Raw genomic sequence first — 15,922 nt, 5'->3', positions numbered from 1 at the left:
CTTCGCCCGTACAGAAGTCAGGAGTCAGGATAAATATAACTAATGACTAATGACTAATGACTAATGACTAAGAACTACTTCTTAATTGTTCTGTAAATCAAGTTTTGAGTAGGATCAAGTTTGACATCTGTTACGCCTTTTTGGGCAAATACATAATCTTTGTTTTGCCATAGGGGAACGTAAGGAACATCAGTTAAAACTAGATTTTGAATGTCAGTAAAGATTTTCTTTCTCGTTTCTGGGTTTTGTTCTTGACGTTGTTGATCAATGAGTTTATTCATTGTTTCACTATAGTAAAAAGAACCCTGAGTTTGACTTCCACCATCTTCACAACCTTTAGCTTCTGAACCTTTTTCACAGGATAAAAATGGTTGTACATAATTATCTGGATCTAAAAAGTCTGGATACCAGTCTAGCAAAGCGATGGGATATGAACCTTTGGAAATTTCTTTGAAAAATGTTGCCCCTTCTACGGTTTTAACTTCTAGTTGTAATATCCCGTCCATTTTAGTATCAGCTAAGGATTTTAATGTCTGTGCTGCTAAACTCCGGGTGGGTGAACTTGCAGGATACCAAACTTGAATTTGGGCGGGTTTTTCTTTGGAAAAACCTGCGGTAGTTAACAATTTTTTCGCTTCTTCAAATTTACCATCACCATATTTCTCTTTAAATAATGGTTGGGAAACATTGAAGGTTGTGGGAATCATGCTATAAAGTGGATCTGCTTGACCATATAATACCCGTTCATTTAATAATGGACGATCAACGAGTGAGGCGATCGCACTTCTCACTTCTGGTTTATCTAATGGTTGTTGATTTCTGTTCAACACCATATAACTAACTACACTACCTTGAGCAGTGATAGCTTGCCAATCTCCTTTTTTCGCACCATCTTCTAAACTACGAATTTGATCTGGTTGTAAAGATAAATAAGCAACATCAACTGCACCAGTTTTAAAAGCATTAAATAAATTCACTGGACTGGTTTGAATTTGCACATTAACACCTTTATTTGCTGGTTTTTCTCCCCAATATTTCTCAAAAACATCCAATCTTAAAGAATCTGTACCATACTGGGCTAATTTATAAGGACCAGTTCCTACAAAGGTATTAGGTTGAAATTTCCCCGCACCAAGTTCATAAGCTTTAGGTGAAACTGGACACACTCCAGAAAATGCTAATAATGCGGGAAAAGCCGCAAAGGGTTTTTTCAATTTAATTGTAAGTTCATAGTCCCCTGTAGCTTTCACGGATTCAATTGTATCGGAAAGTAGAAAAGATGGTTTACCTTTATTTTCGATAAAACGCTGGATACTAAATGCCATTGCTTTAGCGTTAAAAGGTGTGTCATCGTGAAAAACTACTCCTTCCCGTAGGGGAATGGTGTATGTTAAACCATCTTCACTAACTTTAGGTAAAGCTGTGGCTAGTTGGGGTTTAATTTCTGTACTACCTGGTTCATAAGTATATAGGCGATCGCTCATATTAAAGACTAAACCCAAGGATGCTAACTCATAAGCATCAGCAGGATCAAGGGTTCTCGGTTTTGCTGTTGTCCCGATAGTAATCCTACCATCACCAGCAGGAGTATTCACCGCACCAGGACTAGGTGGTGTAGTTGGTTGGGGACTTGGAGTACAGCTTACAGCCAGCAAGAAACACAAGGAGAACAACGACAGGAATTTTGTTACCTTACCCAACCGTCTTATAGACCTGAAAAACCCAGTTATCAACATTAATTTTTCTAAAATCAGCAGTTAATCATCTTAATATATATGTTATATTTATATAAGCTGTTTTTCATATCAAAGATTTTCATCCTTGTAAAACTTGAGCAGCAGTCAACTTGAGTTCTGGAAATATGGGAGAAACTATCAAGCTGTCATTTTCATACACCTGCTCGTCATAAAAACCTTCTACCCATTCCAACACTGTCACCTTTTGAGTAATGGGATCAACAATCCAGTATTCAGGAATACCCCGCGCCGCATATTCGGATCTCTTGTAGCGATAATCACGATTAGCCTGATTAGGACTGACCACTTCAACAACTAATAATGGTGGTGGCATATCCATATATACCAGTGAACGAGTAGTTCCTGCCATTGCCACCGCTAACTCTTCAGAATAAACTACCACATCAGGTATACGCACACCTACACTTCTACTATTTACAGCTATCTCAGCTTTCATCCGTAAACGAGAAGACGGGATACCTAATTGAGAAAAATAGATCAATAGAAATATAGCTATTCGTTGATTTATATCACTTTCCGAAGGCATGGGAATTAATTTTCCATTTTCCAATTCATATAAAGTATCCGTACCATCGTCATAGTTGAGAAATTCCTCAAAGGTCATCTTTTTAGCAATTGCCACTGTCATTGCTGTTTCTCCCGTACTTAATATCTAATCCTGATAATGAAAATGACAAGCTACAATAATTATGTTTTCTTCTAGTTTTCTTCTAGTTTTCTTCTAACACTTAATAAACCAGACGGTGTTCGGTGTTGATGCGCCTAGACCAATAACCTGATAGATTAGCTTTCAATGGCTTTGGTTTACCCATACCCTCAAACGGAGTTCGCAGAATTTCTTTAATCAGAGTGTTAATTCTTTCTAAGAGTTTTTTATCAGTATCTTGAAACCACAAATAATCATTCCATGCAGCTTCTGTAAATGTGAGTTTCATTCTTCTATTAAGTCTCTCTCAATAATATCACCTGCTTTTGCTGATTGAATTGAAGAAAGAAGATGCTTGGCGTTAACAGGATTTGACAGTAAATATAATGTCTCTTGCCATGATGAAAATTCCTCTAGAGAAATTAAAATGGCCTTGTTACCTTTGTTATTACATAGGACTTACGCAACTGGCACAAGCGATGGTGCGGCTACGCTGCACCGAGCGCCTAAAGACGAAACCATTGACATAGCAATATCTGGACGTTTTAGTTGTCCTATTAAATAATTAGAAAGCAAATTATGCTTAATTTGATAAATAGTTTGACCTGTGTTGTAAGCTAAGTTTTTTAGTCTTAGCCAAACCAACATAGCACAAGCTATATGATTTCTTTGAAGACGACCTTTGCGACACTGACATGATTCAATGCCAGTTAATTGTTTTATCTCCCTGTGAAACTCTTCTATTTTCCAACGGATTTTACACACCTGTTGTGTAACATCCATAGAACTTTGAGATATATCATTAGTTGCGATATAGTCCGTTCTATCGGTAGAGATAGTAACCCGGAATAGCTTCACTTTTTTCTCAGAGGGGAATGCTTTTATCTTGATAATTTTACCACATTCTAACTCATCTTCACTCCATGACAATGATTCAATATTTTTATATTTTTCTTTGCCAAAACTATCATCAACCAAACGATTAATCTTTAAAGGACAATAATAAACTTTATCTAGACTATCAATATAAAGCATTAAAAAGCATTAAATTGTTAACTGCATACCAAGTATCCATTAAAACTGTATCAAATGGCAGAACCTTTTGATATACAAGCCCTTGCAACATATTTTTCACATGGTCAACTTTACTTAAACCATCATTGTCAGGGTTAAAAATACGATAATCTATTACCCAAAATTTGAGAGTTTTAGGATTAACATATATACAATTGACTATTCCAATTCCTTTGACGATGCCATGCTCATTTCCACTATATTGCCTTCGCACTATTTCAATCTTTTCTGAAAATCTTTTGTTTAAAACTGTGTCATCAAATATAATATAAGCATTCTCGTCCGGGACAATTATATCTTTCACATTATCCCAAAGTAACCGAGGAGTCAATTTCTCATTTTTTCAATAATAATTAATTTTATCGTGACTAATATTGTCTAAATGTTCTGCTAGATTAGTCATTGTGTAGTTGATTTGACTGCTAAGTAAATACTGGCAGTAATTAAGTTTAGTAAATTTCATCGTTAATTAATTTCTTAATGCACCCTATCATCATTCTCTCATAAAATTAATACCCGTCATTTATTTAATCTATTACTATTAACAATTCTCAATCAGTCTGATTCAATAACATCTTCATTATTGCAGTACACATATACTAATAATTAGCGATCGCTGTGCCAGTTGCGTAAGTCCTGTTACAAATAGTTGTTGGTTCTACATCTGCAATAACCCGATCTACTAAATTATCTAAGTCTTGACTTGCTTGCTGAGTAGTAATTGCATCCATTTTATCCTCCTTTATTTGTTGAATAGTGGTTGAATTATAGCCTATAAATTTCAGCATTAAAATCAAGGACAGGAATGTGTAAATCTCGTCAATATAAGTTATGTTATTTTTCAACAAGCGATCGCCATGGGAATCATAGTCCTAATTTTATACCAAACGAACAGCTTTATTGTATATTTAGAATAATTTAAGCTTAACCAGTGCCTCAGATGATAAATAGTAGCATTGTGGGCATGAGTAGGGGTATCTGATGCAAAAACTAGCTAATCACATCTATTTAGGAGCTTGCAAAGAGTTCCATCAATAGTTACACTTTTTAAAATATTCTCATTTTTGCTGATCGCCAAAACAGCTACTTCCTGAAAGTCACGAACTCAGGGAATTAACTTGTGACAGCGAATAAGCGATAATAAACTACAGAGTAATCTGTGGTTAAACTCAAGACTGGCAATAACAAAAACTCAGAGAGACTTCTGGGTGGTAGTTTACCTCCCTCAGAACCTCAGTAAGAAAATTGCTTTGTAAACAAACTAACTCTTCGAGGAGGAGCGTAGTCGATGGGACTACCCTGGTACCGAGTACATACAGTGGTTCTGAACGATCCAGGCCGACTGATTTCTGTACACTTGATGCACACAGCCCTAGTTGCTGGCTGGGCTGGTTCAATGGCACTTTACGAACTGGCTGTTTACGACCCCAGTGATCCAGTTCTCAACCCCATGTGGAGACAAGGGATGTTCGTACTTCCCTTTATGTCACGTTTAGGCGTAACCGAATCCTGGGGCGGCTGGAGCGTCACCGGTGGCACAGCAGTAGATCCTGGCTTCTGGTCATTTGAAGGCGTGGCTGCTGCTCACATCGTTCTTTCTGGTTTATTATTCCTAGCAGCCGTTTGGCACTGGGTTTTCTGGGATTTAGAACTATTTAGAGATCCCCGCACAGGCGAACCCGCCTTAGACTTGCCAAAAATGTTTGGCATCCACCTATTCTTATCTGGTTTACTTTGCTTTGGTTTCGGTGCTTTTCACTTAACCGGTCTATTTGGACCTGGGATGTGGGTTTCCGATGCTTACGGTATAACTGGTAGCATCCAACCAGTAGCACCAGAATGGGGACCAGCCGGGTTTAACCCCTTTAACCCCGGTGGTGTCGTAGCTCACCACATTGCAGCTGGTGTAGTTGGTATTATTGCTGGTTTATTCCACCTCACAGTTCGTCCTCCCGAAAGGCTCTACAAAGCCCTACGGATGGGTAACATTGAAACCGTACTTTCCAGCAGTATCGCTGCGGTATTCTTCGCTGCTTTCATAGTTGCTGGTACTATGTGGTACGGTAACGCTACCACCCCCATCGAACTGTTTGGACCTACCCGCTATCAGTGGGACCAAGGTTACTTCCGTCAAGAAATTCAGCGCCGTGTGCAAAATAGTGTTGCTAACGGTGCAAGCTTGTCCGAAGCTTGGTCACAAATCCCCGAAAAATTGGCCTTCTACGACTATGTAGGAAATAGCCCCGCTAAAGGTGGTTTATTCCGTACCGGTCCAATGGTTAAAGGCGATGGTATTGCCCAATCTTGGCAAGGTCACGCAGTCTTCACAGATGCAGAAGGACGCGAACTCACAGTACGTCGTCTACCTAACTTCTTTGAAACCTTCCCTGTAATTTTGACCGATAAAGATGGAGTTGTCCGCGCTGACATTCCTTTCCGTCGGGCAGAATCTAAATACAGCTTCGAGCAAACAGGCGTTACTGTTAGCTTCTACGGTGGTGATTTAAATGGTAAAACATTCACAGATCCCGCCGATGTGAAGAAATATGCTCGTAAGGCTCAAGGCGGCGAAATCTTTGAATTTGACCGCGAAACCTTAAACTCTGATGGTGTATTCCGTACATCTCCCAGAGGTTGGTTTACCTTTGGTCACGCTGTCTTTGCGCTCTTGTTCTTCTTTGGTCACCTCTGGCATGGTTCTAGAACCATCTACCGCGATGTATTCGCAGGTGTAGAAGCGGATCTAGAAGAACAAGTAGAGTGGGGTCTGTTCCAGAAAGTGGGTGACAAGACCACTCGTGTTCGTAAGGAAGCTTAAACAAGCATGAAGTAAAAAGTATGAAGTTTTATGACTTCATGCTTTTTACTCTGCTTGGTAAACTAAAATTACTGGCTGGATAGGCAGGAAATCCTAATATGGAAAGCGTTGCATACATTTTGATTTTGACCCTAGCAATAGGTGTTCTCTTTTTTGCGATCGCATTTCGCGAACCTCCCCGCTTTGAGAGAAAAGAGAAAGACTAAGAAGTTAAACACTGTCAGCGGTTAGCTTTCAGCTATCTCAGACTTAACACTTTTTTAAGTAAGATTCAAATCCGTTGCTGCATATTTATGTGGCAACGGATAATATTTTGATATAGTGCTGACTGCTGACTACTGACCCCTAACTTGCAAAAAGTGAAAAAAATTTTGGGATGTGATATAATATCATATCTGGAAGATAATATGTGTGAACCTAGCTCTTCTGCGCTAGGATTAACAAGGATGTAAGTGTAGACTTATTTAAAAGCCCTCGCATATACATCATTAATTGTGACAAAAACTTACGGAGACTAGAACCAGGAACAAAACAGCATGGTCAATCAGAATTTAACCGCTACAGAAATTGGATTTACTCACGAAGATTTCGCTGCTCTACTTGATAAGTACGATTATCACTTCAGCCCTGGTGATATAGTACCAGGTACAGTGTTTAGTATAGAGCCGCGCGGCGCTCTGATTGACATTGGTGCTAAAACAGCAGCATACATACCTATACAGGAAATGTCTATTAACCGGGTTGATGCCCCGGAAGAAGTCTTACAATCAAACGAAACACGGGAATTTTTCATCCTCACTGATGAAAACGAAGATGGTCAGTTAACCCTGTCCATTCGTCGTATTGAATACATGAGAGCATGGGAAAGAGTACGGCAATTACAGGCAGAAGATGCTACTGTCCGTTCTGGTGTGTTTGCTACTAATCGTGGGGGCGCATTGGTACGCATTGAGGGACTACGTGGTTTTATCCCCGGTTCTCATATTAGTACCCGCAAACCAAAAGAAGAATTGGTAGGGGAAGAATTACCCTTAAAATTCCTAGAAGTAGATGAAGAACGCAACCGTTTGGTTCTCTCCCATCGTCGGGCGCTGGTTGAGCGCAAGATGAACCGCTTAGAGGTTGGCGAAGTAGTAATTGGTACTGTTCGCGGTATCAAACCCTACGGTGCATTTATTGACATCGGCGGTGTTAGCGGACTACTCCACATTTCTGAGATTTCCCACGAGCATATTGACACACCTCACAGCGTGTTTAATGTCAATGATGAATTGAAAGTCATGATCATTGATTTGGATGCAGAAAGAGGACGCATTTCGCTGTCTACCAAGCAGTTAGAACCAGAACCCGGTGATATGATCAAGAACCGCGATTTGGTCTATGATAAGGCTGAAGAAATGGCAGCTAAGTATAGGGAACAAATGTTAGCTAAACAGCAGGGTATAGCTGTTGCACCAGCGGAAGCAGCAGAAGCTGCACCAGTTGAAGGAGTAGAAGCTGTAGCTGAAGCAGAAATTCCAGCAGCAACTGAAGTTGAAGAGGAAATTCCAGCAGCTATTGAAGAGTAATATATCTGTAGTTGTGATTATTTACAACCAAGTATTAATAAAGAGGGAATATCCCTCTTTTTTTGTGTTCATAATTTTAGGACTAACGCCAGGCTTACTTAGACTTCTCTCAGTACAAGTCGCTCACTTACCACTGAATCTTATAGCGAAACCTTACACCTATTTTCTTTTTTATCACCCTCAGGACTCAAACCCTTGCGTAGATAAGGTCAATACATCAATCAAATAACCAAAAACGCCTGGAAACCAAATATACCAATAAACTAATCAAAACCATGTCAAAGTCAATTGGGGTATAGGTTTGAGCCTATTTTATTAGTGTTTTTTGCCTAATTCCCCTTATGTAAGAGTGAGAATGTGGTTACAATTCTCAGAATAAATTATCAGAATATTTTATTAGAAACAGTAAGAGTGTTATTGTTGTATATACAAGTATGAAGTGATAATATTACCATTAAGTGTATAATATAGACTTAATTAATACTCATAATTAAATTTATAGAAAGCTAACTATGAGTATTAACACTTTCATAAATATCTTAATTGATTATAAAAGTTTATTTTTGAAGTACAAATTATATGACTCAAATGAATCTAAGTAAAGTGCAGCAATTCTTAAAATTTACATTTTGCATCTTGCTGTCATTAATTATGAGTATGACAGAAATTAGTATCCCTATCCCTGGTTTGTCTTTTCATACTGTCATATCAGCTAGAGCTTTAAGCAATTCTGCGTTATCAGATAATTTTTATGTTAAAGCTCCCTTATTATCTGATAATTCTATTTTTCGGGCTTCTTTAAAATTGCTATTTGATTTATCAAAAAATTTACAAATTAATTTCAATCCAAGTTTAATAAGCTATTTAGCACCAACAATTAATCTTGCGCCTTCCCTATCTTTAATAGGTAATATTAATTTCGTTGTGGATAAAGTAGAAATTAATTTTATCAAGAATAACTATAAAGAATCTGATCCTATATATAGTTCATTATCTTCTTATGAAAAGGGTGTAAAAGCCATAGAAGATAATGATGATGATGAAGCAATTAAATATTTTAATTCAGCATTAGCTAAAAACGCAAATTTTGCAGAAGCCTACGTAGCATTAGGTCAAATTTATTCTAAACTAGGTGATTTGCAAACAGTAATGGAATATAAAACATTAGAAGAAGGTATTGATAATCATAATACAAAAAGGTATTTGCAACAAGCCAAAAGATATCATGAACAAGCAAAAAAATATCAGGAAAGAGCAATAGAAAATTATAATAAAGCAATGGAAGTTGACCCCAAACTAAAACATATTAACGAGGATAAAATTAGATATATTGATCCATTGCTGGGAAGAGCCACTGTTTATGTTAAACTGGCAGAATATGAAAAAGCTCTCGATGATTTCAATACTGCAATTGACCGTAACCCAAACCTTGCGAATGGTTATATAGGTCGTGCTGCTATCTATATTCAACAGGGAGAACTTCACAAAGCACTTGCAGATTTGAACGAGTTAATTATATACCGTGATCCTAAACATCCAGTTGCAAATTTTAAACTCGGTTCTATTAATGCAGAATTAAAAAATTATCAAGACGCAATTCAAAATTTTACTAAAGTAATTGATAATAAGAGCCAAGATGCAGCTAATTATTATGCTGATGCTTATTATAAAAGAGGTATAGCTAACTTAAATTTAAAAGAATATCAAAAGGCAGTCAATGATTTTAGGGAAGCGATTAAACTAGATAATAATTATGTGGAAGCCTACTATAACCAAGGAGTTGCTTTAGCTGCTTTAGGTGACTACACAAAAGCTACTGAATTTTGTCAGAAAGCACTAAATCTTAATCCTGATTTTACAGAAATTAGTAATCCATCATGTACTACTCGTTATAATCTTCATCATGAAGGGATGTTTGCTGCTGTTAATTCAGTAGCTATTAGTCCTGATGGAAAAACCCTTGCCAGTGGTAGTGATGACCATACAATTAAATTATGGAATCTAGCAACAGGAGAGGAAATTAAAACTTTTGCTTGGCATTCAGGTTTTGTTCTTACTATTAGTTTTAGTCCTGATGGAAAAACCCTTGCTAGTGGTAGTAATGACAAAACTATTAAACTATGGGATATAGAAACAGAAGAAAAAATTAAAACCCTAATAGGTCATTCTAATTGGGTTCGGACTATTAGTTTTAGTCCTGATGGAAAAATCCTTGCTAGTGGTAGTAGTGATAAAACAATTAAATTGTGGGATATAGCAACAGGAGAAGAAATTCAAACTCTTACTGGTCATTCAGATTGGATTCGGACTATTAGTTTTAGTCCAGATGGAAAAACCCTTGCTAGTGGTAGTGATGACAAAACAGTTAAATTATGGGATATAGCAACAGGAGAAGAAATTCAAACTCTTGGTGGTCGTTCAGATTCGATTCGGACTATTAGTTTTAGTCCTGATGGAAAAATCCTTGCTAGTGGTAGTGATGATAAAACAATTAAATTGTGGAAGATAGAACCACTGAAAACTATTACTATTACTGGTCATTATGCGCCAATTACAACTATTTCTTTCAGTCCAGATGGAAAAATCCTTGCTAGTGGTAGTGATGATAAAACAATTAAATTGTGGGATTTGCAAACCGGCACAAAAATCATGACACTTTATGGTCATTTATCTTTTGTAGAATCACTTGCTTTCAGTCCAGATAGTAAAACTCTGGTAAGTGGTGGTTATGATAAAACCGTAAAAGTATGGTCATTATCGGATTTATTCAATTGAAATAAAATTTTCATATATGATTTACAGTTGTTAGAGGAGTCAGGGATTAAATGATAACTATCAAATGTAGAGACATCACCTTTTCTCATATTCAAGCGATTTTATTTGACAAAAATGGTACATTGGAAGACTCAGAAACCTATTTGCGATCGCTCGGACAAAAAGCAGCACGGATCATAGACGCGCAAATTCCCGGTATTGGCGAACCTTTATTAATGGCTTTTGGTATTAATGGCAATATTTTAGATCCTGCTGGTTTAATGTCTGTAGCTAGTCGCAAAGAAACCGAAGTAGCTGCTGCTGCTTACATAGCTGAAACTGGAAGAGGTTGGTTTGAGTCTTTAAAAATTGCTCGTCAAGCCTTAGCAGAAGCTGATCAATATGTGAGTCAAACTCCCGCACCTCTTTTCCCAGGTGTCTTGGATGTTTTAAGATCACTATCAGCAGCAGGATTAAAACTGGGTATTCTTTCAGCCGCAACCACTGGGGAAGTGCAAAAATTTGTCATCACTCATCATCTCAGAGATTACCTGCAATTAGAAATGGGAGTTGATGAAGGTCCGAGTAAACCGGATCCAATATTATTTTTACAGGCTTGCCAAACTTTAGGCATACCACCGGGAGCTACTTTGATGGTAGGCGATTCAGTGGGTGATATGCAAATGGCGCGTCATGCTAAAGCTGCCGGTTGTATTGGTATTACTTGGGTTAATAATACAGATAATGTTAAAGGTGCAGATGTGGTAATTAATCAACTTAATGAAATTCAGATTTTAGAAGCATAGAAAATCAAAAGTCAGGAGTCAAAAGTCAGGAGTCAGGAGTGGTAGGGGCGAAGCATTCGGGCGACAAATTATCAATTTTTCTCCAAGCCTATTTTCCTGTAAGGGCGAAGCATTCGGGCGACTAATTATAAATTTTCTGAACAGGCTATTTTCCGAATGCTTCGCCCCTACTTCGCCCGTAGAGGAGTCAAAACAAAAAGTATCTTTGCGCCATTGGTAAAACCGTTGCAGGTTCACAGGTTAATAATTCCCCATCTGCACGAACTTCATAAGTTTCTGGATCTACTTCAATTTGCGGTAAGGCATCATTTAATTTCATATCTCGCTTAGTAATTTGTCGAGTTCCCGAAACCGCAACAATTGATTTTTTTAAGCCTAACATTTGGGGAATTTCTCTTTCTAAACCGACTTGAGAAACAAACGTTAATGATGTTGCATGACGCGCACCGGCAAAACTGCCAAACATCGGGCGAGTATGCACAGGTTGAGGTGTGGGAATACTAGCATTAGCATCACCCATTTGTGACCAAGCAATCATTCCCCCTTTAATAACTATTTCTGGTTTGACACCAAAAAACGCAGGTTGCCATAAACACAAATCAGCAATTTTTCCCTCTTCCACAGAACCAACATAGTCAGCAATACCATGTGTAATGGCTGGGTTTATTGTGTATTTCGCAACATATCTTTTAGCGCGGAAATTGTCTGACCTCTCCCCCAACCCCTCTCCTACAAGGTGAGGGGAGAGTGTTCCCCGTTGAACTTTCATTTTATGGGCAGTTTGCCAGGTTCTAATTATTACCTCTCCTACTCTTCCCATTGCTTGAGAATCGGAAGCAATCATACTAAACGCGCCTAAATCGTGCAGAATATCTTCAGCAGCGATAGTTTCTCTACGAATACGGGATTCAGCAAAGGCAACATCTTCGGGAATGCTAGGATCTAAATGATGACACACCATTAACATATCTAGGTGTTCATCTAAGGTATTAACTGTATAGGGACGGGTGGGGTTAGTAGAAGATGGTAAAACGTTGGTTTGTCCACAAACTTTAATAATATCCGGTGCGTGTCCTCCCCCAGCGCCTTCGGTGTGGTAGGTGTGAATAGCACGATGTTTAAAAGCAGCGATGGTATCTTCCACAAAACCGGCTTCGTTTAATGTATCAGTGTGAATTGCTACTTGTACATCATATTCATCGGCAATGGTTAAACAAGTATCAATAGTTGCAGGGTTTGTTCCCCAATCTTCATGGAGTTTTAACCCTATTACCCCGGCTTCTACTTGTTCCCTCAGTGCTTGGGGTTGACTGGTATTACCTTTTCCTAAAAATCCCAAGTTAATAGGGAAAGCGTCAGCAGCTTGCAGCATTCGGTAAATATTCCATGGTCCTGGTGTGCAAGTTGTGGCATTTGTTCCCGTAGCTGGTCCTGTTCCTCCACCGATCATAGTAGTGATACCGGAGGCGATCGCTACTTCTATTTGTTGAGGACAGATAAAATGGATGTGGGTATCTATTCCCCCTGCGGTGAGTATCATTCCTTCACCGGCTAATGCTTCTGTTCCTGGTCCAATAATAATATCTATATTATCTTGAATATAGGGATTTCCGGCTTTACCAATTTTGTGAATTTTGCCATCTTTAATGCCGATATCTGCTTTTACAATACCCCACCAATCGAGAATCAAAGCATTAGTAATTACTAAGTCTACAGCACCATCGGCGTTAGCAATTGGAGATTGTCCCATGCCATCTCTAATTACTTTACCACCCCCGAATTTTACTTCATCACCATAAGTTGTAAAATCTCTTTCTACTTCTATAAATAGTTCAGTATCTGCTAGTCTGATTTTGTCGCCTACTGTTGGTCCGTAGGTGTCAGCGTAGGCGCGGCGGTTCATTCTGTAGGGCATTTTTTTTATCCTTTTTTTATCACGCAGAGGCGCAGAGGCGCAGAGAGAGGTTTAAGAGAGAGGTTTAGAGTTTTCCGTTTATTTTGTTGTTGAATCCGTATATTTGGCGACTACCAACTAGGGGAATAAGGGTGATTTCTTTTTCGTCTCCTGGTTCAAATCTGACTGCTGTTCCTGCGGGGATGTCTAATCTCATTCCTCGTGCTTTTTCTCTGTCAAATTGTAGGGCGTTATTGACTTCATAAAAGTGAAAGTGTGAACCAATTTGTATGGGTCTGTCTCCGGTGTTTGCTACTATTAATTTAGTGGTGGGACGATTTACGTTGAGTTCGATTTCTCCTGGGGGGGTAATGATTTCTCCGGGGATCATAACTGGATGTCTCCTAATTTACAAATTTTCTAAAAATTGTACAAAGGGTTTAAAAGCTTGTGGACATAGTTCTGCTATATCTTGATATCTAGCAATTCCTAAAATTCTTGGTGCATCTATAGATTCTTTATAACGTTTACCATAGTTTTTGAATATCTCCTCTACTATTCTTTTAGGTGGAATGTCATGATTTTGGTCTTCAACTGGGATTGTCCATGTTTGTGTTATATTATTAATGCCAAGGATACTTGATAATTCACTTTCAGCAGCTAAAATTAATGCTTCTAAATCATGCTGAAAGCAGAACACTTTCAAGCGTTCTTCTAATCGGCGATCATTAATTCCTTTGCGGTGTAATGCTTGTTCAAAATTATTGAAAATTCCTTGTACTAATTCTGCACAGGTTTCATGAGGAAACCCTTTATTTTTAGGATATAAATCAGGTATAATAACTACAGTTGAATCTTGCTGATTTTTCAGAATATTCACTGCTCTAATTGGAGTTTGAGTTAATAAATCTTTTTTAGCATCTCCACCTCTACTATTATCATTACCTTTAACAGCAAAAAATTCAATACTTATACCCTGGTTTAGTTTCTCTTCAATTAATGGTGCTAGTAATGCTTCCATTGCTGATTTATCAGATGTCCCCTCAACATAAACTAAAATTCTCATGGAAGTCTCTCTAGTTCATCGCTACGGTGTAATTGTTCTATTTCATCTGAACCGAAATCATCAAGCATATCAATTAAAATTGGCGAATTTCCAGGCTTAATAAATTTTGCTTCTCCATTTTCTTTTCTAAGTACAGCAATTTGAGAAATATCAAACTGTGTGAGAAAATAAGATGAGTGAGTTGCTAATAAAATTTGTGTGCGTTCAGATGCTTTTTCAAATAAACCAGCTAGAACCGGAAGTGTACGGGGATGTACACCTTGATCTGGTTCATCAATACAAATTAAAGATGGTGGATTTGGTTGTACACATAAACAAATCCAACAAATTAACCGCAAAATTCCATCTGATAAATCAGCTAAACTTAATTCTTGATCAACTCCTGATTCTTGCCAAAATGCTATAACTTCTCCTGGTCCCCCTCGTGCTTTTACTTTTAAACCTTTAAAACCAGGAATGACAGAACGTAAATGTTGTTGTAGTTCATCAAATGCTGTTATATGTTCAGTCATTAAAGAGAAAAGAACTGAACTTAAATTACCTGCATCCTCATGTAAAATCGGTTGTTGTTCAATGGGTACTGATTTCCGAATTTTATCATTTGCTATATTAAATGAACTATAAAATCTCCATTCTCGAATATAGTCACGTAAGTTATATAAAGTTTCTAATGATGGATTTGTCATTGCACTTAAAGCAAGTTGATTAGGTCGTTTTAAGGCAATTTCTTGCTGTGTAAATTTTTTAGTATCAGGATTTTGCACCACTCCTTTATTACCTTGAATATCCATATATATGTATGGATTACTATATTTATCGCTAAAAGGTTGAGATGATTCTACTCGTTCATAGGAAACCTGAGTTCTACCAACTGGACCAATGAGTTCTCCTAAATATCTAATACCAATTGGAAGACCTGTATCAATTTCAATATCCCATTGAAACTTTTCTGGTCCCGGAATATGAAAAATCTGTTGTCCAATAGAACCAGGAACTATTTCTGGAGGTATATCTTGAAAAAGACTATCTCGTAAAAATTTGAGAAATTCAAATAAACTTGACTTACCTGCACCATTTGCACCAACAATAATTTCTAGTGGTTCTAATGGTGCTGCAAAATTCCTAAAAGGTCGATAACCTTGAATATTGATTGATTTTAATCTCATATTGTTTGTTGATGGATAATTTGTCGTTTCTTACTCCTTTTATACTATCTAATAGGATTATGCACTGTCACTAACTTTGTCCCATCAGGAAAAGTTGCTTCTACCTGTACTTCATGAATCATTTCTGGTACACCTTCCATCACATCATCTCGTGTTAATAAAGTTGTTCCATAACTCATTAATTCTGCTACGGTTTGTCCATCTCTTGCACCTTCTAAAATCGCGGCGGAAATAAAAGCTACCGCTTCGGGATAATTTAATTTTAAACCTCTATTTTTTCTTCTTTCAGCTACCAAAGCAGCAGTAAATATTAATAATTTATCTTTTTCTTGCGGTGTAAGTTGCATTGTTTTTTCCTCTATATTTCTTCTTA

At 37.7% G+C, this 15,922-nt stretch carries 14 protein-coding genes and 2 pseudogenes; 5 read left to right on the top strand and 11 right to left on the bottom strand.

The annotated features are described in order from the left end of the window. Window positions 1–74: 74 nt before the first annotated feature. The 6 genes and pseudogenes from H6F45_RS03040 to H6F45_RS26860 all read right to left on the bottom strand — a co-directional run bounded on the left by H6F45_RS03040 (window position 75) and on the right by H6F45_RS26860 (window position 4,208). Window positions 75–1,736, bottom strand: coding sequence for an ABC transporter substrate-binding protein (locus H6F45_RS03040; protein ID WP_190346416.1), 1,662 nt, complete (start codon window positions 1,734–1,736; stop codon window positions 75–77). Between the two features lie 79 nt (window positions 1,737–1,815). Next, complete coding sequence (locus tag H6F45_RS03035) at window positions 1,816–2,385, bottom strand: Uma2 family endonuclease (RefSeq protein WP_137667612.1); 570 nt, start codon at window positions 2,383–2,385, stop codon at window positions 1,816–1,818. 100 nt (window positions 2,386–2,485) lie between these two features. Beyond that, a complete protein-coding gene (locus H6F45_RS03030; protein ID WP_190346415.1) occupies window positions 2,486–2,692 on the bottom strand; it encodes a Txe/YoeB family addiction module toxin in 207 nt (68 codons plus the stop codon). Then, window positions 2,689–2,838: pseudogene (locus H6F45_RS26340) on the bottom strand (type II toxin-antitoxin system Phd/YefM family antitoxin); the annotation flags it as partial. The gene H6F45_RS03030 and the pseudogene H6F45_RS26340, both read right to left, overlap by 4 nt. 24 nt (window positions 2,839–2,862) lie before the next feature. Further along, window positions 2,863–3,940, bottom strand: a pseudogene (locus tag H6F45_RS03020) (transposase). A gap of 136 nt (window positions 3,941–4,076) precedes the next feature. Beyond that, a complete protein-coding gene (locus H6F45_RS26860; RefSeq protein WP_277876950.1) occupies window positions 4,077–4,208 on the bottom strand; it encodes a hypothetical protein in 132 nt (43 codons plus the stop codon). 557 nt (window positions 4,209–4,765) lie between these two features. Between H6F45_RS26860 and psbB the strand changes: the two genes are divergently transcribed. The 5 genes from psbB to H6F45_RS02990 all read left to right on the top strand — a co-directional run bounded on the left by psbB (window position 4,766) and on the right by H6F45_RS02990 (window position 11,423). Next, the gene (gene psbB, locus H6F45_RS03010; protein WP_137667609.1) at window positions 4,766–6,295 is read left to right on the top strand and encodes a photosystem II chlorophyll-binding protein CP47; all 1,530 of its coding nucleotides are present in this window, start codon (window positions 4,766–4,768) and stop codon (window positions 6,293–6,295) included. Window positions 6,296–6,393: 98 nt separating this feature from the next. Further along, a complete protein-coding gene (locus tag H6F45_RS03005; RefSeq protein ID WP_013192567.1) occupies window positions 6,394–6,501 on the top strand; it encodes a photosystem II reaction center protein T in 108 nt (35 codons plus the stop codon). 330 nt (window positions 6,502–6,831) lie between these two features. Then, on the top strand, window positions 6,832–7,863 hold the full coding sequence (locus H6F45_RS03000; protein ID WP_190346414.1) for a 30S ribosomal protein S1: 1,032 nt from the start codon (window positions 6,832–6,834) through the stop codon (window positions 7,861–7,863). A gap of 579 nt (window positions 7,864–8,442) precedes the next feature. Beyond that, a complete protein-coding gene (locus H6F45_RS02995) occupies window positions 8,443–10,638 on the top strand; it encodes a tetratricopeptide repeat protein (RefSeq protein ID WP_190346413.1) in 2,196 nt (731 codons plus the stop codon). Between the two features lie 50 nt (window positions 10,639–10,688). After that, window positions 10,689–11,423, top strand: coding sequence for an HAD family hydrolase (locus H6F45_RS02990; protein WP_190346412.1), 735 nt, complete (start codon window positions 10,689–10,691; stop codon window positions 11,421–11,423). Window positions 11,424–11,610: 187 nt separating this feature from the next. On the opposite strand, the gene ureC is transcribed toward H6F45_RS02990, so the two are convergent. From ureC to ureA, 5 genes are all read right to left on the bottom strand, one after another. Further along, on the bottom strand, window positions 11,611–13,338 hold the full coding sequence (gene ureC, locus H6F45_RS02985) for an urease subunit alpha (protein WP_190346411.1): 1,728 nt from the start codon (window positions 13,336–13,338) through the stop codon (window positions 11,611–11,613). Window positions 13,339–13,402: 64 nt separating this feature from the next. Beyond that, window positions 13,403–13,708 carry an urease subunit beta gene (locus H6F45_RS02980; RefSeq protein ID WP_137667605.1) on the bottom strand — a complete coding sequence of 102 codons (306 nt, stop codon included), beginning with the start codon at window positions 13,706–13,708 and terminating at the stop codon, window positions 13,403–13,405. A gap of 18 nt (window positions 13,709–13,726) precedes the next feature. Next, complete coding sequence (locus H6F45_RS02975; protein ID WP_096565124.1) at window positions 13,727–14,383, bottom strand: DUF4276 family protein; 657 nt, start codon at window positions 14,381–14,383, stop codon at window positions 13,727–13,729. Next, window positions 14,380–15,549 (bottom strand): AAA family ATPase, encoded by a 1,170-nt coding sequence (locus tag H6F45_RS02970; protein ID WP_137667604.1) that lies wholly within the window; start codon window positions 15,547–15,549, stop codon window positions 14,380–14,382. The genes H6F45_RS02975 and H6F45_RS02970 overlap by 4 nt, the downstream gene beginning before the upstream one ends. Before the next feature lie 44 nt (window positions 15,550–15,593). After that, complete coding sequence (ureA, locus tag H6F45_RS02965) at window positions 15,594–15,896, bottom strand: urease subunit gamma (protein WP_137667603.1); 303 nt, start codon at window positions 15,894–15,896, stop codon at window positions 15,594–15,596. Window positions 15,897–15,922: the final 26 nt, after the last annotated feature.

Source organism: Sphaerospermopsis sp. FACHB-1194, from assembly GCF_014696235.1.
GTDB lineage: Bacteria > Cyanobacteriota > Cyanobacteriia > Cyanobacteriales > Nostocaceae > Sphaerospermopsis > Sphaerospermopsis kisseleviana.
Note: the sequence above shows the minus strand (reverse complement) of the source record. Positions and strands in the feature narration are given on the sequence as shown.